A 21,115-nucleotide genomic window follows, 5' to 3' on the forward strand; every position below is an offset into this window, starting at 1 on the left:
CAAAGGCCTTTCCTCACAAGGAATCCATAGGCAGAATTCTACGCGCGTCGCGCATCGCGCGTAGATACCCGCCGCCCTATGGTCTGGAGCCTTGATGTCCCTGAAGCGCCGCGACTTCGTCGCCGGTACCGCTGCCGTCGCGGCGGGAGCCGCCGTCGCTGCCACCGCGACCGCCTCCCCGGCGGTGGCCGCCGAGCCGAAGCAGCACAAGCCGCTGACGCACACCTTCACGGTGCTCGGCACCACCGACGTGCACGGTCACGCCGTCAACTGGGACTACTTCACCGACGCCGAGTACGAGGACAAGGCCCAGAACGACGTCGGCCTCGCCAAGATCGCCACGCTGGTGCAGCAGATCCGCGAGGAGGTCGGCGAGGACCGCGTCCTGCTGATCGACGCCGGTGACATCATCCAGGGCACCCAGCTCAGCTACTACTACGCGCGGGTCGACCCGATCACCAAGAAGCCCGAGCACAAGGCGCCGCGCCACCCCATGGCGCTGGCCATGAACGCCATGCGGTACGACGCCGCCGCCGTGGGCAACCACGAGTTCAACTACGGCATCGACACCGTCCGCGCCTTCGAGCGGCAGCTCCACTTCCCGCTGCTGGCCGCCAACGCCATCGACGCGAAGACCAACCGGCCCGCCTTTCCGCCCTACATCGTCAAGAAGCTGCGCGTGCCGCACGGCCCGCACGTCAAGGTCGGCATCCTCGGGCTGACCAACCCCGGCATCGCGATCTGGGACAAGGACAACGTCGCCGGCAAGATGACCTTCAACGGCATCCCCGAGCAGGCCGCCGTCTACGTGCCGCGCGTGCGCAGCGCGGGTGCGGACGTGGTGATCGTCTCCGCGCACTCGGGCATCGACGAGCCCACCTCCTGGGGTGACCAGCTCCCCTACGCCGAGGACGCGTCCGGCGCGATGGCCGCGCAGGTGCCCGGCATCGACGCGGTGCTGGTCGGGCACACGCACAAGGAGGTCCCGCAGCGCATCGTCGTCAACGAGGCCACCGGCAAGAACGTCGTGCTCTCCGAGCCGTACTGCTGGGGCTACCGGCTGACCCGGTTCGACTTCGAGGTGACCCTGGTCGACCACGAGTGGCAGGTCACCTCCTGCACGGCGACCACGCTCAACAGCAACACCGTCGACGAGGACCCGCACATCGCCGCGCTCGTCGCGAAGGAGCACGCGGCGGTCCGCACCTACGTCAACCAGACGATCGGCACCTGCACCCAGGACCTGTCCATCGCCCGGGCTCCGTTCCAGTGCGTGCCGATCGTGGACCTGATCGGCAAGGTGCAGGTCGACACCGTCAGGGCCGCGCTCGCGGGCGGCACGTACGCGAGCCTGCCGGTCCTCGCGCAGGCCGCGCCGTTCAACCGCACCGCGGACATCCCGGCCGGGACCGTCCGCCTGCGCGACGCGGCCGGGCTCTACATCTACGAGAACACCCTCGAAGCCAAGCTGATGACGGGCGCGCAGATCCGGGACTACCTGGAGTTCACCGCGCAGTACTTCAACACCCTGGCCGTGGGCGCCCCGATCGACGAGTCGGCGCTGACCAACGCGGGCGGCCGTCCGGACTACAACTTCGACGAGGTCTACGGCGTCAGCTACGACATCGACGTCTCGCAGCCGGTGGGCTCGCGCATCAAGAACCTGCGGTTCAACGGCGTCGCCCTGGACGACACCGCCCAGTTCGTCCTGGCGGTCAACAACTACCGTGCCAACGGCGGCGGCAACTTCCCGCACGTGGCCGACGCGCAGCTGGTCTGGAGCTCCTCGGACGAGATCCGCAACACGATCATCGCCTGGGTGAAGGCCAAGGGCGAGATCAACCCGAAGGACTTCTCCGCGAACGGCTGGCGTCTGGTCCGCCAGGGCGCTCCGCTGTACTCCTGAGCTGTTCCGGTGCCGCGCGCGGCCCCAGCCGTCTGAGGCCGCGCGCGGCGTCGCGCAGGATGGCGTCACGGTGCGGGCCGAGCAGGTGCGGCAGCACGGTGCGCAGCGCCTGCGTCAGCTCGTCCAGGCGCGGGCGGGGGACGGGGGCCGGGAGGCCGCAGGCGTTCCAGACGGCCGCGAGGGTGGCGCTCGGCCCGTCGGGCCGGCCGAGCAGCAGGGCCGGTCCGTCCTCGACGACGAACCGCACGCTCAGGCCGTGCCCGCGGTACGCCAGCCCGCCGGGGACCTCGACCGGGCCGCTCCAGCCCTCGTCGACGAGGAACCCGAGGGAACGCCGCCCGGCCGCGGTCGGATCCGTCCGTCTGCCCATCCCTTCATGCTGGCACCGCGGGTTCCGCTTGTCGCCGTCTCGGACCGTGGTCGTGGTCTCGTGGGCGCCGGAGCGGTTCGTTAGAGTCACCGCCATGACCCTGCTGGTGAGCCGCCGCCATGTCGACCATGGCCTTGCCACCACCACGGGTTGTCGCCGCGTCAGCTGACGCGGCCTGCATCGTCTCCTCGTCGTTCTTCACGAGGGCCGCCTCTCTCTTCCGAGCCGAGCGGCCCCTCTCGTCGCGTCCACACGCGCGGCCGCGCGGCGTCCATCCCTGTCCACAGGAACGGAAACCCCGCCATGCGTCTGCGCATCACCCTGTCCACGCTCGCGGCCGTCGCCGCGCTCTCCGCGTTCGGTCCGCTGCCGCCCCAGAACCCGGCCACGGCCGCGAGCGGCACGGCCACCATGCACGGCGACTCCGCCTCCAGCGACACCACGCCCTACGCGGGCCCGGGCAGCGGTGCGATCAGCTGGAGCCGCACCGCCCTCGCCTCCGCCTGCCCGACCGTGGTGATCGGCGGCGACGGCTATCCGGTCGCGCTCTGCACCACGATCTTCGGGCAGACGCCGACGGTTCACCTGCTCGATCCGGGCAGCGGCGCCGACCTCGCCTCGCTGGCGCTGCCCAAGGGCAGCCTGTTCGGCGGTGTCTACGCCTACCTCGACAACACGAACGCGCTCGTCGTCGTGGACGGCGACGACAACCTGCTGCGGATCGGCCATCACCGGACCGGCGGCGGTGCCTGGTCCCTGACGGTGGATCAGTCCACCTCGCTCGCGGGCGCGCTTCCGTCCGGGGACGACATCGTCGGGCTCAGCCCCGGTTGGGACGGGCGGGTCTGGTTCGCCACCGCGGCCGGCGTGATCGGCACCGTGGACACCACGACCGGCGCGGTGCGGACGATCGCCACCGGCGAGGGCGTCGAGAACAGCATCTCGACCGTCCCCGGCCACACCGCGGTCGCCACCGACCACGCCCTCTACCTGCTCGGCGAGGCCGCGGACGGCACCCCCGTCGTCGACTGGCGCGCCCCCTACGACCGCGGCCCGGGCCGCAAGCCCGGTCAGCTCAGCTGGGGCACGGGCGCGACGCCGAGCTTCTTCGGTCCCGGCGACGGCACCGGTTACGTCGCCCTGACCGACAACGCCGCGCCCCACGAGAACCTGCTCGTCTACCGGATCGACGGCGGGCCGGCGCCCGTCTGCGCCACGCCCGTGCTGACCCAGTACCCCGCGAGCGGCACCGAGGACGCGGTGATCGCCTCCGGCAGCAGCGTCTTCGTCACCGACACCTACGGCTACCCGTATCCGGCCCTCCCGGCCGGCGCCCCCGCGAGCGTCCCCTCCTCGGCCTCCTTCGACGGCGGCATGAGCCGCGTCGACCTCGACCCGGACGGCGCGGGCTGCCACCTCGTCTGGAACAGCGACGTCAAGTCCGCCGCCCTGCCCCGGCTCTCGCTGGCGGACGGCCTCATCTACACCCTCACCGTCAGCGGCCCCACGGGCACCGTCGGGGCGCAGACCTTCGCGTCCTACTCCTACGCCACCGTCGACCCGGCGACGGGCGCCCGGCGCTCCAGCTCCTGGATCGGCCTCGGCCTGCTCTACGACCCCCTCCAGATGACCGGCACGACCGCCCCCGACGGCACCCTCTACCAGGGCACCGAGACGGGGGTGCTGCGCGTCACCCGCGGGTGAGTGCGTGGCCGGGCCGGGCGTCGGCACAGGTTGACGATGCACTAGTGTGCGCGCGTTCGATCAGTACCGCACTCAGTCCTGACCCTTCGCGCTCGCCCTGGGAAATCGCATGCAACATCGCCGCTTTGCCGTGCGAGGAGCCACCGCGCTCCTCGGTCTCCTGAGCATCACCCTTCCGTTCGCCGTGACCGAGGCCTCGGCCGCCTCGCAGACGACGCTGCCGGTCTCGATGGCGACCGACGCCTCCACCTACGCCTACGGCGCCTGGGCGAAGGTCACCGTCCGTGTCGGAGCGGCGGGCGGCAGCGCTACGGTCTCCGCGCAGTCGGTGGGCGACAGCCGGCCTGTGGTGAAGGGGGGCAAGGTCGATGCTCACGGCAACCTCGTCGAGTACTTCCACCTGTGGAAGAACACCACCTTCACGGTGACCGGCTCCGACACCGGCGGAGGCTCGGGCCGGATCTCCCGGACGGTTCGCGTCCGCGCCGGCATGGCCGAGGCGTTGAAGGGCTACTACGGCAGCACCCACCTCGGTCGCACCCTCTATCGTCTCTACCACCGTGGGGGGCAGCCGGAGTTCGACGTCACGGTGCTGCCGCGGAGGCAGCAGTACCAGCAGTTGACCGTGCGGATACGGCTCCAGCAGTACGTTCGGGGAGCCTGGCGCACCGTCTCGGACAATCCGAACTCGGTCGCGGACAACGGCACGGTGAGCCAGATCCTGATGCTGATACCCCCGCAGCAGGGCGACCTTTTCCGCTTTCAGGGGTCCTGGGCCGGCGACTCGGCCGATGCGGCTGCCACCGGCGGCTGGCTGTACCTGGCCGTGCGTTACTGACCAGCGGGCTGTGGAACGACGAGGGGGTGGTCCCGATGGGACCACCCCCTCGTGTCACACCAGGCTCTCCCGCCAGGCCTGGTGCAGGCTGGCGAAGCGGCCGGTGCCGGCGATCAGGTCGGACGGGGTGCCGTCCTCGACGACGTGGCCCTGGTCCATGACCAGGACGCGGTCGGCGATCTCCACGGTAGAGAGGCGGTGGGCGATGATCACCGCGGTGCGGCCGGACAGGACCGTGGCCATGGCGCGCTGGACGGCCTGCTCGCCGGGGACGTCCAGCGAGGACGTCGCCTCGTCGAGGATCAGCACCGCCGGGTCGGCCAGCAGAGCGCGGGCGAAGGCGACCAGCTGGCGCTGCCCGGCGGAGATGCGGCCACCGCGCTTGCGGACGTCGGTGTCGAAGCCCTCGGGGAGCTCGGCGATGAAGTCGTAGGCGCCGATGGCCTTGGCCGCCGACTCGACCTCCTCGCGCGTCGCGTCCGGGCGGCCGATCGCGATGTTCTCCGCGACCGTGCCCGAGAAGAGGAACGACTCCTGCGTCACCATGACCACACCGCGCCGCAGTTCGGGCGTGGGGAGTTCGCGCAGGTCCACGCCGTCCAGGGTGACCCGGCCCTCGGTCGGGTCGTAGAAGCGGGCCAGCAGCTTGGCCAGCGTGGACTTGCCCGCGCCCGTCGCGCCGACCACGGCGACGCTCTGGCCGGCCGGGACGTGCAGGTCGAAGCGGGGCAGGATCTGCTTGCCGGTGCGGTAGGAGAAGGCGACGCCGTCGAAGTCGACGCTGCGGCCCGGGATCGCGTCCTCGGTCTTGGCCGGCAGCCCGGCCGGCTCGGCCGGCTCCGGCACGGACGGCTCGTGGGCCAGCAGACCCGCGATCTTCTCCAGCGCCGCCGACGCCGACTGGTAGCTGTTCAGGAACATCGCCACCTGGTCGACCGGGTCGAACAGGCGCCGCAGGTACAGCACGAAGGCCGCCAGCACGCCCAGCTCCAGGCTGCCCTCGGTGACCAGGTACGCACCCCAGAGCACCACGCCGGTGATCCAGACGTTCGCGGTGGCCCGCGAGGCGGCGACGAAGCGCGCCATGGACAGCAGCCCCTGGGCGTTGGAGTCGGCGTAGGTGCCGTTCGAGACGGCGAAGGCGGCGTCGTTCGCCGCCTCGCGGCGGAAGGCCTGGACCGGGCGGATGCCGTTCATCGTCTCGGTGAACCGGACGATGACCTGGGCGACCGCCGTGCGTGAGCGCCGGAAGATGACCTGCGAGCGGCGCCGGTACCCGCGCGTGAACAGGTAGATCGGCACGGCCGAGGCCAGCGAGGCCAGGCCCAGCCGCCAGTCCATGACGACCAGGACCACACTGATGTAGAACACCGACAGGACGACCGAGAGCAGCTCCTGAAGGCCCTCGTTGAGCAGCTCGCGCACGGTGTCCACGTCGCTGGTGGCGCGGGAGATGATGCGGCCCGAGGTGTAGCGCTCGTGGAAGTCCAGCGAGAGCGCCTGGGCGTGCCGGAAGATCCGGCGGCGCATCTCCAGCAGGATCGCCTGGTTGACCACCCCGGACAGCCGGATGAAGCTGCGCTGCAGCAGCGTCGCGACGGCCGCGCAGCCGAGATAGCCGGCCGTCACCGCGACGAGTGGACCCGCGTCGTGGTCGCGCAGGGCGGGGATGCCGCGGTCGATGGCGTAGGACACCAGCAGCGGGCCGACCTGAAGCGCGGCCTGCTGGACGGTGATCATCAGCATGGCCAGCACGACCCGCGCCTTGTGCGGGCCGAGCAGGGAGCGCAGCAGCGCGCGGGGCGCGCCCGGCGGGACGGGGATGTCCTCGCCGTCCGCCGCGTCGGCGGGCGGGACGCGGTCCTCCTCGGGGAGGAGCGCGTCCGGTGACGGGCCCTGTTCCTCAAGGGCCCGGCTCTCCTCGGTCTCGGTGACGCTCATCGCACCAGGCTCCCGTCCTCGGCTCGTTCGCCCGACATCAGCTCCCGGTACTCCGGGCTCGATTCCAGCAGTTCGTGATGGGTGCCGACGGCGGCGATCCGGCCGTCGGCGAGCAGCGCCACCCGGTCGGCCAGCAGCACCGTGCTCGGCCGGTGCGCGACGACCAGCGCCGTGGTGTCCGCGAGGACCTGCCGCAGCGCCTGCTCGACCAGCGCCTCGGTGTGCACGTCCAGTGCGGAGAGGGGGTCGTCGAGCACCAGGAAGTCCGGCGCGCCGACGACCGCGCGGGCCAGCGCGAGGCGCTGCCGCTGGCCGCCGGACAGGCTCAGGCCCTGCTCGCCGACCTCGGTGTCGACGCCCTCCGGCAACGTGCGGACGAACTGGGCCTGGGCCACGTCCAGGGCCCGGTCCAGCGCCTCCGGGGACGCCTCCGGCGCGCCCATCAGCACGTTCTCGCTGACGGAGGCGGAGAAGAGGGTGGGCTCCTCGAAGGCCATCGAGACCAGCTCGCGCAGCCGCTCGCGCGGGATCTCGCGGATGTCCCGGCCGTCCAGGGTGATCCGGCCGCCGTCGATCTCGTAGAGGCGGGGCAGCAGCGCGGTCAGTGTGGTCTTGCCGCTGCCGGTGAGGCCGACCAGGGCCATCGTCTCGCCGGAGCGGATGTGCAGGTCGAGGCCGGCGATCAGGTCCGGCGAGCCGGCCGGGGCGTCCGGGTAGCGGAAGCGCACGCCGGCGAGGCGGATGCCGTCGCGCTCGGTGCGCTCCCCGGGGGCGGCGGGAAGGGCGGCGTCCTCGGCGTCGGCCGGGCGGGTGTCCAGGACCTCGAAGAAACGATCCGTCGCGGTGGCGGCCTCGTTGCTGTAGGCCAGCAGCCAGCCCAGCGACTCCACCGGCCAGCGCAGCGACAGCGCGGTGGACAGGAAGCCGACGAGCGTGCCCGCCGTGCTGCTGCCGTGGGCGACCTGGACGACGCCGACGGCCAGCGAGACGCCGAGCGCCAGCTCGGGCAGGCCGACGATGACCGCCCACAGGTCGGCCAGCAGCCGTGCCTTCCTCAGCTCGGTGCCGCGCAGCAGCTCGGCCTGGGCCCGGTAGCGGGCGGCCATGGTGCGGTGGCGGCCGAAGGACTTGAGGATGCGGATGCCGAGCACCGACTCCTCCAGCACGGTGGCGAGGTCGCCGTTCTGGTCCTGGGAGAGGCGGGCGGCGGCCGAGTACCGGCGTTCGAACCAGGAGCACAGGATGATCAGCGGCGCGGCCGGGAGCACCGTGATCAGCGCGAGCTGCCAGTCCAGGCTGAACATGATGCCGATCCCGGTCAGGAAGACCATCGAGTTGACGATCAGGAAGATCAGCGGGAAGGCCAGGAAGAGCCGGATGGTGTACATGTCCGACGTGGCGCGCGACAGCAGCTGGCCGGAGGCCCAGCGGTCGTGGAAGGAGACCGGCAGCCGCTGCAGCCTGCTGTAGAGATCCGCCCGCATCCGCCGCTCGACGCCCGCGAGCGGGCGGGCGACCAGCCAGCGGCGCATGCCGAACAGGCCCGCCTCCAGCAGGCCGAGGACCAGCAGCAGCACGCCCTGCTGCCACAGGCCGGAGCTGTCGCGGTGGGCGACCGGTCCGTCGACGATGTTCTTCAGCACCAGGGGGATGACCAGCGCCGAGAGCGAGGCGAGCAGCGCGGCCGCCGTGGAACCCAGCAGGAACCATCGGATCGGCCGGACGTACGGCCACAGCCGCAGCAACGAGCGGATCGCGCTGTGCTGCGGTGGGGGTTGGCGAGGGGTGGTGGGGGCTTGCGGCTGCGTCGACACCTTTCGGACTGTAGACGGAGGGGCTGACAGCCCTCATCCCAATTTCCGCCCCTTACATGGTCACAACCGCGCCACCTGGCTCAGCCGGGCAGCTGAACCAGGACATTTCCGCTCCCGTCGACCACGTCCATGCCCGCGATGTCGGACGAACCGATGGAGGTGGAGGCCGGCACGGTGGTTGCGACGCTGTATCCGGACCCCCAGGTTCCGGCCGTCTCGACGCGTCCGTCCCGGGCGTGGACGACCAGCCGGCAGGTGATCCCGGAGGGCAGGTTGCCCAGCTTGAGCTGGACCTGCGTGCCCCAGTTCTCCGGGGTCAGCGCGGCCGTCGCGGTGACGTGCGTCTGCGCGTCGACCGCGCTGACCGTCGTGCCGGCGGCGGTCGGCGTGGCGGTGCCCGGACGTGCGCCCCCCACGTACACCCATGCGCCGACCGCGGCTGCCGCGCCTGCGAGCGCGACCCCGGCCGCCACCAGCGCCCGGCGTCGCGGCCGCCGGTGCGACGGCGTGGAGCGCGCGGGGCGGTCGGCAGACGCGGGACGCACCGGGGCCGCGGTGGGTGCGGGCGGCGGCGCCGGGTGCGGCGCGGTGAGCGTCTGCGCGGCCTCGGCGGTCTCGTCGAGCTCCTCGAACGGGGTCCGCCGCAGCAGGCCCGGCAGCGGAGCCATGCCGAGCAGCTCCGCCTGGCAGTCGGCGCACCCCGCGATGTGCGCCTCCAGCGTGGCGCGCTCCTCGGGATCGAGGGCCCCGAGCAGGTAGGCGCCGAGCTGGACGCTCTCCTGGCATGTCGTCATCGGGATGTCACTCCTCTCTCCTCCAGAACGTTCCGCAGGGCCCGCAGTCCGTAGTAGCACCGGGATTTGACCGTCCCTGGCGGTATGCCCAGGTGTTCGGCCGTCTCCTGGACACTACGGCGCAGGTAGTAGACCTCGATCAGCACCTCGCGCTGCTCGGCGCGGAGCCCGCGCATGGCGTCCAGCAGCTGCCAGCGCTCCAGCATCCGGTCCAGTTCCGCCTCGCCGCCCGGATCGGTGAGCCCGGCCCCGTCGTCGTCCGGTAAAGGCGCCTCGGCCGGCCTGGCGCGGGCCCGGCGGAAGGCCGAGACCGTGAGGTTGTGCGCGACGGTGTGCAGCCAGGGCGCGGCCCTGTCCAGGTCCAGCGCGTCCCGGTGCTGCCAGGCCCGCAGGAAGGTCTCCTGGGTCAGGTCCTCGGCCCGCTGGTAGTCCCCGTGGACCAGCCGCAGGACGTGCCCCAGCACCGACCGTCCGTACCGCGCGTACAGCGCGGCGAGGAAGGCCGAGTCGGGGGTCGGCGCGGAGTCCATACCTCCAGTACGCCCGCGGAACGGGATCGGTTCAAGCGCTGGGTCACGTGCACCCGGCCAGGGGCGCGAGGCCGTGACACGCGCGGCTCCTCCCCCGGCCTTCGGCCGGGAGGTGCCCCGGAGGTGCTCCCTGCGTGGGCGCGACAAGCCACCCTGTGCGGCAGGATCCCGTGCGCGCGGGGCCATCCGCCGGGGTGGGTCACTCGCGCGGTTCCTCGCGCCCCTGGATGGTGCAACCGCGCGCAGGATTCCCCGCGCCCCCGGACAGCGCTGCGTCCGTGGCAAGTGCGCAGACCCGTAGCAGCAGCAGTGACCGTCCCGGGACGGTGAGGGTCTCGCCCGCGCGGGTGTGGGGGCCGTGCGGGGAGGTCTGCTGTTCGTCGCAGGTGTCGACGACCGTCTCGTAGCAGCGTGCCCACGGCAGGCCCGGAAGGGTGAACCGGATGCCCCGGTGGTGGCCGTGCAGGACCAGCAGGAAGCTGTCGTCGCGGACCGGGTCGCCGCAGGCGTCGCGTTCGGTGAGGTCGTCGCCGGACAGCAGCATGGCGAGGGTCGCGCCGGGGGCGTACCAGTCGGCCTCGGTCATCTCCTCGCCGTCGGGGCGGAACCAGGTGAGGTCCGGCAGGCCGCCGGGATGCGCCGGGCGGCCGGAGAAGAACGCGCGCTGCCGCAGTACCGGGTGCTCGCGCCGGAGCCGGATCAGCCGGGCCGTCAGCGCGCGCAGCTGCTGCCACTCGCCGCGGTCCAGCAGCGACCAGTCCATCCAGCTGGTCTCGTTGTCCTGGCAGTAGGCGTTGTTGTTGCCGCCCTGGGTGCGGCCCAGTTCGTCGCCCGCGACGAGCATCGGCACGCCCGTCGAGAGCAGCAGCGTGGCCATCAGGTTCCGCAGCTGCCGGCGGCGCAGGGCGTTGACGGTGGGGGAGTCGGTCGGGCCCTCCGCGCCGTGGTTCCAGGAGTGGTTGTCGTCGGTGCCGTCGCGGTTGTCCTCGCCGTTGGCCTCGTTGTGCTTGCCGTCGTAGGAGACCAGGTCGCGCAGGGTGAAGCCGTCGTGGGCGGTGACGTAGTTGACCGAGGCGAACGGCCGCCGCCCGGCCCGCTGGTAGAGGTCGGAGGAGCCGGCCAGGCGGTAGCCGAGCTCGCGCACGTCGGGGCGGGCGCCGCGCCAGAAGTCGCGGACGGTGTCGCGGTAGCGGTCGTTCCACTCCGTCCACAGGGGTGGGAAGCTGCCGACCTGGTAGCCGCCGAGCGCCACGTCCCACGGCTCGGCGATCAGCTTGACCCGGCTCAGCACCGGGTCCTGGAAGACCGCGGAGAGGAACGGCGCGCGCATGTCGACGTCGAACCCGGTGCGGGCCAGCACACTGGCCAGGTCGAAGCGGAAGCCGTCGACGCCCATCTCGGTGACCCAGTACCGCAGCGAGTCGGTGATCAGCCGCAGCGCCTGCGGCGCGGTGGCGTCCAGGGTGTTGCCGCAGCCGGTGAAGTCGGCGTAGGCGCGGCGGTTGTGCGGCTGGAGCCGGTAGTAGCCGGCGTTGTCCAGGCCGCGGAAGGACCAGGTGGGCCCGCCCTCGCCGCCCTCGGCGGTGTGGTTGTAGACGACGTCGAGGATCACCTCGATCCCGGCCCGGTGCAGCGCCTGGACCATCCGCTTGAACTCGGCGACCTGGCCGCCGCGCGTGCCGCTCGCGGAGTAGCCGCCGTGCGGGGCGAAGTAGCCGATGCTGTTGTAGCCCCAGTAGTTGCGCAGGCCGCGCTTCACCAGGTGCTCCTCGTCGGCGAACTGGTGCACCGGCAGCAGTTCGACGGCGGTGACGCCGAGCCCGGTCAGGTACTCCAGGGCGGCGGGGTGCGCCAGCCCGGCGTAGGTGCCGCGCAGCTCCGGCGGGATGCCCGGCATGGTCCGGGTGAAGCCGCGCACGTGCAGCTCGTACAGGACGGTGTCGGCCCACGGCGTCTTCGGCCGCCGGTCCTGCGACCAGTCCTCGGTGTCGTGCACGACCACCGACCTGGGCACGTAGCGGGCGGAGTCCCGGTTGTCCCGGACGGTGTCCGCGACGTCTCCCTCGGGCCAGGCCCGGACGTGGCCGTAGACGGCGTCGTGCAGCAGGAACGGGCCGTCGACCGCCCGTGCGTACGGGTCGAGCAGCAGCTTGGCCGGGTTCCAGCGGGCGCCCGTCCACGGGTCCCAGCGGCCCTGGACGCGGAAGCCGTACCGGGTGCCGGGCCCGACGCCGGGCACGTGCCCGTGCCAGACCTGGAAGGTCTGCTCGCGCAGCGGCAGCCGGGTCTCGTGGTCCTCCTCGTCGAAGAGGCAGAGCTCCACCTCCTCCGCGCCGCCCGCCCAGACGGCGAAGTTGGTGCCGGGCCGGCCGTCGGCGCCCACGTGGTAGCGGGCCCCGAGCGGCTGCCAGCTCCCCGGGAGGACGTGCGGGGCGGCCTTCTCCGCGTCGGCGCCCGGCTCGGTCCGCCGCCCGCGCGATCCCTGTGTGCCCTCCGGTTCCTCCGGTTCCTCGCGAGGCAGACGCAGCTCCGTGGGCAACGCCATCGACAGCACCTCCCCGTCCCCGGCGGACGTCCCGATCCCCCGGCTTACGGATAGGTTCCCCACCAGCAGGTGGTTGCACCATCAACAGCCCCGCCCCGACCCGAATGCCCGTGTCGTCCCCCTTCCGGTCTCGTTGATCCACGCGGAGCAATGGCGAGCGAGGAGTGTGGCCGTGGGTGCGTGGGTGGGGCGAGTGAAGCGAGCGGGGAGGGCCGTGCTGCTCCCCGGCCTGGTGGTCGGGCTGCTGGTGACCGGCTGCTCGGGCGGCTCCTCCGGTTCCAGCTCGGACGCGGCGCGCGTCTCGGCGGCCCAGGTCACGCTCACCCCGGGCGACGGCGCGGCGGAGGTGCCCGCGCAGGGGGGCGTCTTCGCCCAGGTCCGGGCGGGCCGCCTCACCGCGGTCCACCTCAAGGACGCCGACGGTAACGAGATCCCCGGCGCGGTCACGCCGGACGGCAGCAGGTGGACGCCCTCCGCCAAGCTCCTGCCGGAGACCCGCTACACGCTGGACGCGCTGGCCGTGGACAAGGACGGCCTGCAGGCCGCCAAGCACGCCGCGTTCACCACCTTCGTGCCGAAGAACACCTTCATCGGCTTCTACAACGCGGTGGACCGCAGCACCGTGGGCGTCGGCTTCATCGTGCAGATCCGCTTCAACCGCCCGATCGCGGACCGGGCCGCGGTGCTGAAGGCGCTCACCGTCACCGCGAAGCCGGCCGTACCGGTGGTGGCGCACTGGTTCGACTCGCAGCGGGTGGACTTCCGGCCCTCGACGTACTGGACCCCGGGGACGCAGGTCACCCTCGGCCTCCACCTCAAGCATGTCGAGGGCGCGCCCGGCGTCTACGGCACCCAGGACAAGAGCATCGGCTTCACGATCGGCCGCCGCCAGATCAGCACGGCGGACACCGACGCGGACACCCTGACCGTGGTCCGCGACGGCCAGACCCTGCGCACGCTCTACATCTCCGCGGGCGGCCCCGGCCACTCCACCTACGACGGGATCATGGTCATCTCCGAGCAGGACCAGGTGACCCGGATGGACTCGCACACGGTCGGCCTCGGCAGCGAGTACGACATCCCCGCGGTCCCGCACGCGATGCGCCTGACGGATTCGGGCACCTTCGTGCACGGCGTCTACTGGCGTCCGGCGTCGGTGTTCGGGCGGGTCAACACCAGCCACGGCTGCATCGGCCTGTACGACGTCCCGGGCGGCGAGTCCGGATCGACCCCGGCGGGCTGGTTCTTCGACCACTCCATGATCGGCGACGTGGTCCAGGTCACCGGCGGCGGCGACCAGGTCTCCTCCGACAACGGCATGAGCGGCTGGAACATGACCTGGAAGCAGTGGACGGCGACGGCGTAACCGCCGGCGTGCGACTGACTGCTCGTTGCAACCTTTCCCAGGGCCTCGGGCGTCTGGTTCTCCGGGAGTACTCAGGTCCGCGGGATATCCTCGCGGAGGCCCCGTAAAGGGACATACGGGTCGGTCCGGGGAGGGGAGACAGGGTTGTTCGCGCACAGCAGGGTTCGGCGGGTTCTGCTCGGGATGGCGACCAGCGCGGCGATACTCGCGGCCAGCGCCTGTGGGGGGGCCGGCGCGGCCAAGGACCGTTCCGGGGGGAGCGCCGGAGCGGGAGCCGGCGCGAGCGCCTCGGCGGAGGCCAACTCCGCGGCCACCGTGACGATCCTGCCGGCGAACGGCTCGACCGGGGTCGACACCAGCGACACCCTCAAGGTCAGCGCCGCGCAGGGCAAGCTGACGCAGGTGGCCGTGACCGGTGACGACGGCAGCACCGTCGACGGCTCCATATCCGGCGACGGCAGTGGCTGGACCCCGGCCGCCGCCCTGCACACCGGCACCAAGTACAGCGTCGTGGCCACCGCCACCGACACCCAGGGCCGGAGCGTCACCGACCGCTCCAGCTTCACCACGCTGACGCCCTCGGCGACCAACGTCGCCAACTACAACGTCGACGCGGGCGCGACCTACGGCGTCGGCATGGAGGTCTCGCTCAACTTCACCTCCGCCGTGGCCGACGCGTACAAGGCCTCCGTCCTCAAGGCCGTGACCGTCACCGCCGACCCGAACGTGGACGTCGAGGGCCACTGGTTCAGCGACACCCGGGTCGACTTCCGCCCCCAGCAGTACTGGGCGCCGGGCACCAAGGTCACCCTGCACCTGCACCTCGACGGCGTGCGCACCGGTCAGCAGGGCTACGGCAAGCAGAACAAGGACGTCAGCTTCGAGATCGGCCGCTACCAGGTCAGCGTCGCCGACAACGACGCGCACACCCTCACCATCTACAAGGCGCCCGGCGTGGTGCTGAAGAAGCTGCCGGCCAGCCTCGGCGACCCGGGCCACACGACGTACAACGGCAAGATGGTGATCATCGAGAAGGACCCCACCGAGGACATGAACTCGGAGACGGTCGGTCTGGGCAACGCCTACCGGATCAAGGACGTCCCGCACGCGATGCGGCTGACCACCAGCGGCACCTTCATCCACGGCAACTACTGGCGCCCGGCCTCGGTCTTCGGCAGCGAGAACACCAGCCACGGCTGTGTGGGCCTGCAGGACGTCCAGGGCGGCGGCGACCCGGGCATGCCGGCGGCGTGGTTCTACAACCACTCGCTGCTCGGCGACGTGGTCCAGGTGGTCAACTCCCCCGACAAGATCGTGCAGCCGGACAACGGCCTGAACGGCTGGAACATGAGCTGGTCGTCCTGGACGTCCAACTGATCCGCAGCACTCCTCTGTGATACGGGCCACCGCGTTCGCGGTGGCCCGCTCGCGTTAACATCGGTTCACTCAACGCCCGCCAGGGAGGCACACAGATGGACCGTTTCGTGAGGCTCGAGGTCGACGAGCACGGCGTCGGCGTGATCCGGCTCGACCGGCCGAAGATGAACGCCCTCGACGTCGCGATGCAGGACCAGCTGAAGGAGGTGGCCGAGGAGGTCACCCGCCGGGCGGACGTGCGCGCGGTGGTGCTCTGGGGCGGCGAGAAGGTCTTCGCGGCCGGCGCTGACATCAAGGAGATGCAGCGCATGAGCTACACCGACATGGTGGAGCGCGGCCCGGACCTCCAGGGTGCGTTCGACGCGGTGGCCCGGATCCCGAAGCCGGTCGTGGCGGCGGTGACGGGCTACGCCCTCGGCGGCGGTTGCGAGTTGACGCTCTGTGCGGACATCCGGGTGGCGGCGGACGACGCGAGGTTCGGCCAGCCGGAGATCCTGCTGGGCCTGATCCCGGGGGCCGGCGGCACCCAGCGCCTGGCCCGCCTGGTCGGCCCGGCCAAGGCCAAGGACCTGATCTTCACCGGCCGCATGGTCGACGCCGAGGAGGCGCTGCGGATCGGCCTGGCCGACTACGTCGTCCCGGCGGAGGAGGTCTTCGCCACCGCCCACGCCTGGGCCGCCAAGCTGGCCGCCGGCCCGCAGTACGCGCTGCGCGCCGCCAAGGAGGCCGTGGACCGCGGGCTGGAGTCCGACCTCGACACCGGCCTGACCATCGAGCGGAACCTCTTCGCCGGGCTCTTCGCGACGGAGGACCGCGCGATCGGCATGAGCAGCTTCGTCGAACAGGGGCCTGGTAAGGCCAAGTTCAACTGATCCACGCGGTCGTCCGGAGCCCGTCCGAGCCGCCCTCCCAAGCGGCTCGACGGGCTCCACTTGGTTGACCTGCGCGTATGCAAAGCAATTTGGCATATGCCCGAAGCAATAGATGATTTTTTGGCGAATGCGCTCCCGCAGGGCTCTCTGACGCGCCATCATGGGGGCATGGCAGTACAGGGTGAAGCGGTTCGGGAGCAGAGCGTGATCGACGAGCGGTCGGGGCTGGTCGACATCGCGGGGTCGAGCGGGCTGGACGAGGAGCTCCGAAGTCTCGCCAGACTGCTCTCGCCCGAGGGTGACGGGGCTGCGTTAGTCGCCGCCCCGGGCGTCACCGCTCGCGCCCGTCGGCTCACCTTGTCCGCCCTGGAGTCCTGGGGACTGGGCGGGCATGGTGAGGTGGCGGAGCAGTTGGTGGCCGAGTTGGTCGCGAACGCGGTCCGGCACACCGGCGGGCGCACCTTCGTCCTGCGCGTGCTCCGCGGTTCCGGGCGGATCCGGGTCGAGCTGCGCGACCCCTCGCGGGCGCTGCCCTGTCTGATCAAGGGCGATCCCGAGGACGAGTCCGGGCGCGGCCTGTGCCTGGTGGACCAGTTGGCCGACCGCTGGGGCGTGGACGTGCTGTCGCGGGGCAAGTCGGTCTGGTTCGAGCTGCGGACGCGCGTCGCGGTGGCATAGCGGGTGGCATGGCGAGCGAGAGAAAATGCGGGGCCCCGTAATCTCGTTGGATCAAGGGGCCCCTGCATTCGGCTGCGCGGCCGAGGGGGTGGTGCCGCGCGGGCGTCGGACGCGCTCGGGTCGGAGGCGTTCCGGTCACCGACTATCGCATGTGCCTCAGCTGATAAGCAAAGCGACAAATCGGGCAGAATGGTACATAGCTATCTTGAGTGCCGGGCATCACAAGGCACATCTGGTTGTTTGCTTATCTTTCCCTTGCATGTCACCTGGCTAACCTTTGATCTTTCGGGTAGGAGGGAGACGTGCGCATACGTCAGTCCATCCGACGCCAGGTCTACGCCACGGTCCACGGCCAGGGCCTCGACTACCGCCGCTACGACCGTCCCGACGGCGACCCGGGCCTTTTCGGGCCGGACAGCGTGGTCTGGCTGGTCCACGGGGACATCCCCGGCATGTTCACCGGCGGCCTCGCCGCGCTGATGCTCCAATCGCTCCACCCGCTCGCCATGGCCGGGGTCGACCAGCACTCCCGCTACCGCGAGGACCCGATCGACCGCCTCAACCGGACGGCGGGCTTCGTCACCGTCACCAGCTACGGCTCCACGGCCGAGGCGGAGGCGGCGATCGAGCGGGTCCGCCGCGTCCACGACCACGTCCGGGGTGTCGCCCCCGACGGCCGGCCCTACGACGCCGCCGATCCCGAGCTGCTGCGCTGGGTGCACGTCGCCGAGACCGCGTGCTTTCTCGCGGGTTACCAGCGCTATGCCCCGACCCCGCTGACGCGGGATCAGCAGGACCGGTACTTCGACGAGTACGGCCGCGTCGCCGAGTCGCTCGGTGCGACTGGCGTGCCGCGCTCGCTCGACGAGGTGCGGGCGTACCTGCGCGAGGTCCGGCCCCAACTCGCCGCCGGAGAGGCGGCGCTGGCCGCCGTCGAGTTCCTGCTCACGCCCGGCGCGCTGGTCCGCGACCGGTTCCGGGGCCTCGCGCTGCGGGTTCTCGTGGCCGGAGCGGTGGACCTGCTGCCGGACTGGGCCGCCGCGGAGCTGTGCCTGCCGCGCCGCGGCCTGCTGCGGGTCTCCCGCGACCGCGCGGCGGTGCGCGCGGTCGCCTCGGTGCTGCGCTACGGCTGCGAGCCCTCCGCCGTCATCACGACGGCCCGAGCGCGCGCGCTGCGACCCGCCGCAGTTCGCGGCGGAACACCAGCCCCGCCTCGGGGTTGAGACGGGTCAACGCGACCATCGAGGTGATGATGACGTCGCAGAGCTCCTTCTCCACGTCGTCCCAGCCGTGCGAGAAGCCCTTGCGCGGGTTCTGGCCAGTGGCCCCGATCACCGCCTCGGCGACCTCGCCGGCCTCCTCGGTGATCTTCAGAATCTGCAGGATCTTCTGAGTCTCGGCCGGCAGCTCGCTGTCCTTGGTGAGCCAGTGGTTCAGCTCTGCGATCGTCGCCCACGCGGAGTCGTCCATGGTGAGCAGCCTAGGGCCTGCCGAGAGCGGGCCGCCGGGGTGAGGGGCGCGCCCAGTCCCTGCACGGCCTGATCGACCGCGCGCTGCACGGCGGCAGCCAGGTCCAGGCGGTGTGGGCGGTGTCGCGGCGCTGGGCACCGCGCTCGGCATGTGGGTCGCCACCCGGCAGCACCGCGCCGGGCGGGAGCTGCTCGGCGTGCCGGCCAGGGCCGTCACCGGGCTGCTCGGCTCGCCCATCTCCTGGTCGCACCACTGGGTCTGGGTGGTCCCGGGCTTGGTGCTGCTTGCCGATGCCGCGCTGACCCGGCGCTCGCGCCCGCTCTGGGTCGCCCTGGCGGCCGGGGTGCTCTTCTTCGCCGCGCGGCCGCGCAACACCGACGCGCTGGGTGTCATCCCCTCCGGCGTGATCTGGTTCCTGCCGAACCACCACGACCTGGAGTACCGCTGGACCGCCGCGGAGGCCGCCGCGGAGGCCGCCGCGCAGGGGGAGTCCTACTCGGTGCTCGCCCTCTCCCTTCTCGCCGCGCCGGTCGTCCTGGTGCTCTGGCGGCGCTACGCCAGGACGGCCGGCAGCAGGTAGGCGGCCGCGCCGACGAGCAGCGGTAGCAGCCAGTACACGCGGAGGCTGCCGCGGCCCGCCGGCGGCTCGCTCACCCGGGACGTGGTGGGCGCGCTGTCGATCCGCGCGAGCGCGGCGCGGCCCGTCCACGCGCCGTCGGGGTGGACCAACGGGGTGACCCGCCACGGGTGCGTGGTGTCGTAGTCGACGACGACGGTCCGCCCCGCCTCCCAGTGCGCGAGGTCCATGACGTTCACCCGGGCGTGGGCGTCCACCCGGTATCCGGGCCGGCCCTCGGGCACCACGGTCAGGTCCAGCCGCAGCAGGTGGTCGGGCCCCTCGCTCACGGCCCGCGAGGACTCCACCCGGGCCAGCGCCCGCTCGGTCGGGCCCTTCACGTCGAGTCCGGCGCGCCTGCGGCTGCCGGCCTTCAGCAGCCCCCCGGCGACGAGCGCCGTCCACGGCACCAGGTTGATGCCGAGCACGAACTCCACGACGCCACCGCCGCTGCCGAGGTTCGTCGCGCCGTGCGTCAGGGCCCCGAGCTCACCGCCGACGAGACACCACAGGACCACACCGATCCAGAACACCGCCGACCCCCCCAGCGCTCCACCGGGCCGCGGCGCGGCCCGTTCCGCGGCGCATCGTAGCGCCGCGAGGCGCCTGGTCAGTACCTCCGCGCGCACCTCGGTCTGTACCGGTTCAGTACCTGCGCAGCAGCGGCCAGAGGGCAGCCCACGAACGATCCGGGCCCGCGCAGAGGACGACCGCCGCGTGCTGCTCCATGTTCGGCGTGCCGTGCCCGTTGTCGACGCGTGCGACCGGGCGGCAGTCCCGGAAGTGCTGCTCCAGCGCGGGGGAGTGGGCGGGGTGGACCAGCAGCACCGGTCCGTCGTCCGCGGTCGGTGGAGGGCCCCAGAACCACAGGCCCATATGCCCGGAGTAGGGCATGGGCAGGCCGAGGGCGGGGCCGTAGTGCGCGATGGCCCCGGCCTCACCGTAGTTGGCGGTGAGCACGACCGCGTGGGCCCGCTCGGCGGGCGGGATCGCCGCCCAGCCGGTGGCCGTCGCGGCGGTGAGCTCCTGCCAGCCGACCTCCTCGCCGATGTCGGGGTCGACCGCCATCGGGACCGTCAGCGCGGAGGCAGGCAGCACCGGCAGCGCCGCGAGCGCGCTGGTGAGCAGCATGGCGCCGAGGAGCAACGCCAGCTTGCCGCGCCTGTGGCGCAACCAGTGAGCGAAGGGCGCACACCCGGCGGCGGTGACCGCGTACAGCAGCGGGATCGGGTAGTAGCCCTTGCCACCGCCGACGAGTACCAGCGCGCAGAGCAGCAGCCAGGTCACCGCGACCGGGCGGGCCCAGCGCAGCTGCTCCTCGCACAGCAGCCGCTTGAGGCCCGCGATCCACAAGGGTGCGAGCAGTGGCGACAGTTGCAGGAGCTGGAGCGGGATCGCGACCAGCCGCCCACCCAGCCCCTGGGCCGCGCTGATGTTGTGGCCGACCGCCAGTTCGGGCCAGCCGTGCGCGGCCTGCCACCACAGCACCGGCACGGCGAACGGCAGGGCCGCGAGCAGCGCGGTCAGCGGGCCGAGCAGCTCCCGCGGCCGTGGCAGGAACCGTCCGCGCGGGCCCGTCGTCAGCGCCGCAGCCACCAGGACCGGCACCAGGACGAGCACCAGGAGTTTGTTCAGCGCCGCGATCCCGACCGCCAGGCCGAGCAGCGGCCACCAGCGCGCCGCGCCCGGTGTTCCGGCGGTGCGCAGCAGGCGCAGCGTCAGCAGCGCGATCACCAGCCAGGCGGCCAGGTCGAAGGTCGCGGTGGAGAGCAGGTGCCCGTTGCCCAGCAGGAAGCCGGAGCAGGCGGCGGCGGCAGCCGCCAGCACCTGCCCGTCCCGCTCGGTGCCGAGCTCGCGCGCGATCAGCGCGGTCAGCGCGACTGCCCCGGCGGCGAGCAGGGCCGGTACGACGCGGATCCCGGTCGGGGTGGCGCCGAAGAGGTCCGCGCCCAGCCTCGCCAGCAACGGCGTCAGTGGCGGCTGGTCCGGGTAGCCCCAGGCGAGATGGTGCCCGGCGAGCAGGAAGTACAGCTCGTCGCGATGGAACCCGTACCGGCCGGACAGCGCGAGCAGCAGCGCGGCGACCGCGGTGGCGATCGCCGCGACCGGAGCGGCCGCGAACGGCGGTAGGACCGACTGCACTTTCCCCCGAGCGCGCATGGCTCCAGCGTGCCAGCGCGGAGTGCGCGCGGAGAAGGGCCCGGGCGGCGTTCGGCCGGGCCGTTGCGGTCGGGCCGTTGCGACCGGGCCGTTGCGACCGAGCTCGGCCGACGACCGCTCAGCCCGATGACCGC

Annotated in this window: 18 protein-coding genes; 9 read left to right on the forward strand and 9 right to left on the reverse strand. The window is 72.1% G+C overall.

Features of this window, described 5'->3' with window-relative positions; all coding sequences use genetic code 11:
- Positions 1–94: 94 nt before the first annotated feature.
- The gene (locus tag ABH931_RS33270; protein WP_370121828.1) at positions 95–1,906 is read left to right on the forward strand and encodes a bifunctional UDP-sugar hydrolase/5'-nucleotidase; all 1,812 of its coding nucleotides are present in this window, start codon (positions 95–97) and stop codon (positions 1,904–1,906) included.
- On the opposite strand, the gene ABH931_RS33275 is transcribed toward ABH931_RS33270, so the two are convergent.
- Complete coding sequence (locus ABH931_RS33275) at positions 1,839–2,276, reverse strand: hypothetical protein (protein WP_370121831.1); 438 nt, start codon at positions 2,274–2,276, stop codon at positions 1,839–1,841. The two genes, ABH931_RS33270 and ABH931_RS33275, sit on opposite strands and share 68 nt — an antisense overlap.
- A gap of 303 nt (positions 2,277–2,579) precedes the next feature.
- On the opposite strand from ABH931_RS33275, the gene ABH931_RS33280 reads away from it, so the two are divergent.
- Both ABH931_RS33280 and ABH931_RS33285 read left to right on the forward strand, forming a co-directional pair.
- Positions 2,580–3,980 (forward strand): hypothetical protein, encoded by a 1,401-nt coding sequence (locus ABH931_RS33280; RefSeq protein WP_370121834.1) that lies wholly within the window; start codon positions 2,580–2,582, stop codon positions 3,978–3,980.
- Positions 3,981–4,164: 184 nt separating this feature from the next.
- Entirely contained in the window at positions 4,165–4,818 is a 654-nt protein-coding gene (locus tag ABH931_RS33285) for a hypothetical protein (protein ID WP_370121837.1), read from the forward strand.
- 54 nt (positions 4,819–4,872) lie between these two features.
- Here ABH931_RS33285 and ABH931_RS33290 read toward each other — a convergent pair whose 3' ends face one another.
- The 5 genes from ABH931_RS33290 to glgX form a co-directional block, all read right to left on the reverse strand.
- Positions 4,873–6,759, reverse strand: a complete 1,887-nt coding sequence (locus tag ABH931_RS33290; RefSeq protein WP_370121840.1) for an ABC transporter ATP-binding protein — start codon at positions 6,757–6,759, stop codon at positions 4,873–4,875.
- Positions 6,756–8,573, reverse strand: a complete 1,818-nt coding sequence (locus ABH931_RS33295; protein ID WP_370121842.1) for an ABC transporter ATP-binding protein — start codon at positions 8,571–8,573, stop codon at positions 6,756–6,758. The genes ABH931_RS33290 and ABH931_RS33295 overlap by 4 nt, the downstream gene beginning before the upstream one ends.
- Positions 8,574–8,653: 80 nt before the next feature.
- Positions 8,654–9,367 carry an anti-sigma factor gene (locus tag ABH931_RS33300; RefSeq protein WP_370121845.1) on the reverse strand — a complete coding sequence of 238 codons (714 nt, stop codon included), beginning with the start codon at positions 9,365–9,367 and terminating at the stop codon, positions 8,654–8,656.
- Entirely contained in the window at positions 9,364–9,897 is a 534-nt protein-coding gene (locus ABH931_RS33305; protein WP_370121848.1) for a sigma-70 family RNA polymerase sigma factor, read from the reverse strand. Before ABH931_RS33305 ends, ABH931_RS33300 begins: the two co-directional genes overlap by 4 nt.
- Before the next feature lie 199 nt (positions 9,898–10,096).
- Positions 10,097–12,442, reverse strand: a complete 2,346-nt coding sequence (gene glgX, locus ABH931_RS33310) for a glycogen debranching protein GlgX (RefSeq protein WP_370121851.1) — start codon at positions 12,440–12,442, stop codon at positions 10,097–10,099.
- Between the two features lie 214 nt (positions 12,443–12,656).
- On the opposite strand from glgX, the gene ABH931_RS33315 reads away from it, so the two are divergent.
- The 5 genes from ABH931_RS33315 (at position 12,657) to ABH931_RS33335 (ending at position 17,958) form a co-directional block, all read left to right on the forward strand.
- The gene (locus ABH931_RS33315) at positions 12,657–13,808 is read left to right on the forward strand and encodes an Ig-like domain-containing protein (protein ID WP_370121854.1); all 1,152 of its coding nucleotides are present in this window, start codon (positions 12,657–12,659) and stop codon (positions 13,806–13,808) included.
- A gap of 183 nt (positions 13,809–13,991) precedes the next feature.
- Positions 13,992–15,185, forward strand: a complete 1,194-nt coding sequence (locus ABH931_RS33320) for an Ig-like domain-containing protein (RefSeq protein ID WP_370121857.1) — start codon at positions 13,992–13,994, stop codon at positions 15,183–15,185.
- A gap of 95 nt (positions 15,186–15,280) precedes the next feature.
- Entirely contained in the window at positions 15,281–16,057 is a 777-nt protein-coding gene (locus tag ABH931_RS33325) for an enoyl-CoA hydratase/isomerase family protein (protein WP_370121859.1), read from the forward strand.
- A gap of 168 nt (positions 16,058–16,225) precedes the next feature.
- A complete protein-coding gene (locus tag ABH931_RS33330; RefSeq protein WP_370121862.1) occupies positions 16,226–16,735 on the forward strand; it encodes an ATP-binding protein in 510 nt (169 codons plus the stop codon).
- 302 nt (positions 16,736–17,037) lie between these two features.
- Entirely contained in the window at positions 17,038–17,958 is a 921-nt protein-coding gene (locus tag ABH931_RS33335) for an oxygenase MpaB family protein (protein WP_370121864.1), read from the forward strand.
- Here the strand turns inward: ABH931_RS33335 and ABH931_RS33340 are convergent.
- A complete protein-coding gene (locus ABH931_RS33340; protein ID WP_370121867.1) occupies positions 17,885–18,205 on the reverse strand; it encodes a MazG-like family protein in 321 nt (106 codons plus the stop codon). The two genes, ABH931_RS33335 and ABH931_RS33340, sit on opposite strands and share 74 nt — an antisense overlap.
- Positions 18,206–18,317: 112 nt before the next feature.
- Between ABH931_RS33340 and ABH931_RS33345 the strand changes: the two genes are divergently transcribed.
- Positions 18,318–18,785, forward strand: coding sequence for a hypothetical protein (locus ABH931_RS33345; RefSeq protein WP_370121870.1), 468 nt, complete (start codon positions 18,318–18,320; stop codon positions 18,783–18,785).
- Here ABH931_RS33345 and ABH931_RS33350 read toward each other — a convergent pair.
- Positions 18,758–19,354: a hypothetical protein gene (locus ABH931_RS33350; protein ID WP_370121872.1), complete on the reverse strand. Its 597-nt coding sequence runs from the start codon at positions 19,352–19,354 to the stop codon at positions 18,758–18,760. The genes ABH931_RS33345 and ABH931_RS33350 overlap by 28 nt on opposite strands.
- 112 nt (positions 19,355–19,466) lie before the next feature.
- A complete protein-coding gene (locus tag ABH931_RS33355) occupies positions 19,467–20,981 on the reverse strand; it encodes a glycosyltransferase family 39 protein (protein WP_370121875.1) in 1,515 nt (504 codons plus the stop codon).
- Positions 20,982–21,115 lie beyond the last annotated feature (134 nt).

The sequence above is a fragment of the Streptacidiphilus sp. MAP12-33 genome (assembly GCF_041261265.1).
GTDB lineage: Bacteria > Actinomycetota > Actinomycetes > Streptomycetales > Streptomycetaceae > Streptacidiphilus.

Excerpts from the sequence above, each read along its gene's own strand:
- ABH931_RS33270 (WP_370121828.1), top strand. The coding sequence starts at position 95 with ATGTCCCTGAAGCGCCGCGACTTCGTCGCCGGTACCGCTGCCGTCGCG.
- ABH931_RS33275 (WP_370121831.1), bottom strand. The coding sequence starts at position 2,276 with ATGGGCAGACGGACGGATCCGACCGCGGCCGGGCGGCGTTCCCTCGGG.
- ABH931_RS33280 (WP_370121834.1), top strand. The coding sequence starts at position 2,580 with ATGCGTCTGCGCATCACCCTGTCCACGCTCGCGGCCGTCGCCGCGCTC.
- ABH931_RS33290 (WP_370121840.1), bottom strand. The coding sequence starts at position 6,759 with ATGAGCGTCACCGAGACCGAGGAGAGCCGGGCCCTTGAGGAACAGGGC.
- ABH931_RS33300 (WP_370121845.1), bottom strand. The coding sequence starts at position 9,367 with ATGACGACATGCCAGGAGAGCGTCCAGCTCGGCGCCTACCTGCTCGGG.
- ABH931_RS33305 (WP_370121848.1), bottom strand. The coding sequence starts at position 9,897 with ATGGACTCCGCGCCGACCCCCGACTCGGCCTTCCTCGCCGCGCTGTAC.
- glgX (WP_370121851.1), bottom strand. The coding sequence starts at position 12,442 with ATGGCGTTGCCCACGGAGCTGCGTCTGCCTCGCGAGGAACCGGAGGAA.
- ABH931_RS33320 (WP_370121857.1), top strand. The coding sequence starts at position 13,992 with ATGGCGACCAGCGCGGCGATACTCGCGGCCAGCGCCTGTGGGGGGGCC.
- ABH931_RS33325 (WP_370121859.1), top strand. The coding sequence starts at position 15,281 with ATGGACCGTTTCGTGAGGCTCGAGGTCGACGAGCACGGCGTCGGCGTG.
- ABH931_RS33330 (WP_370121862.1), top strand. The coding sequence starts at position 16,226 with ATGGCAGTACAGGGTGAAGCGGTTCGGGAGCAGAGCGTGATCGACGAG.
- ABH931_RS33340 (WP_370121867.1), bottom strand. The coding sequence starts at position 18,205 with ATGGACGACTCCGCGTGGGCGACGATCGCAGAGCTGAACCACTGGCTC.
- ABH931_RS33355 (WP_370121875.1), bottom strand. The coding sequence starts at position 20,981 with ATGCGCGCTCGGGGGAAAGTGCAGTCGGTCCTACCGCCGTTCGCGGCC.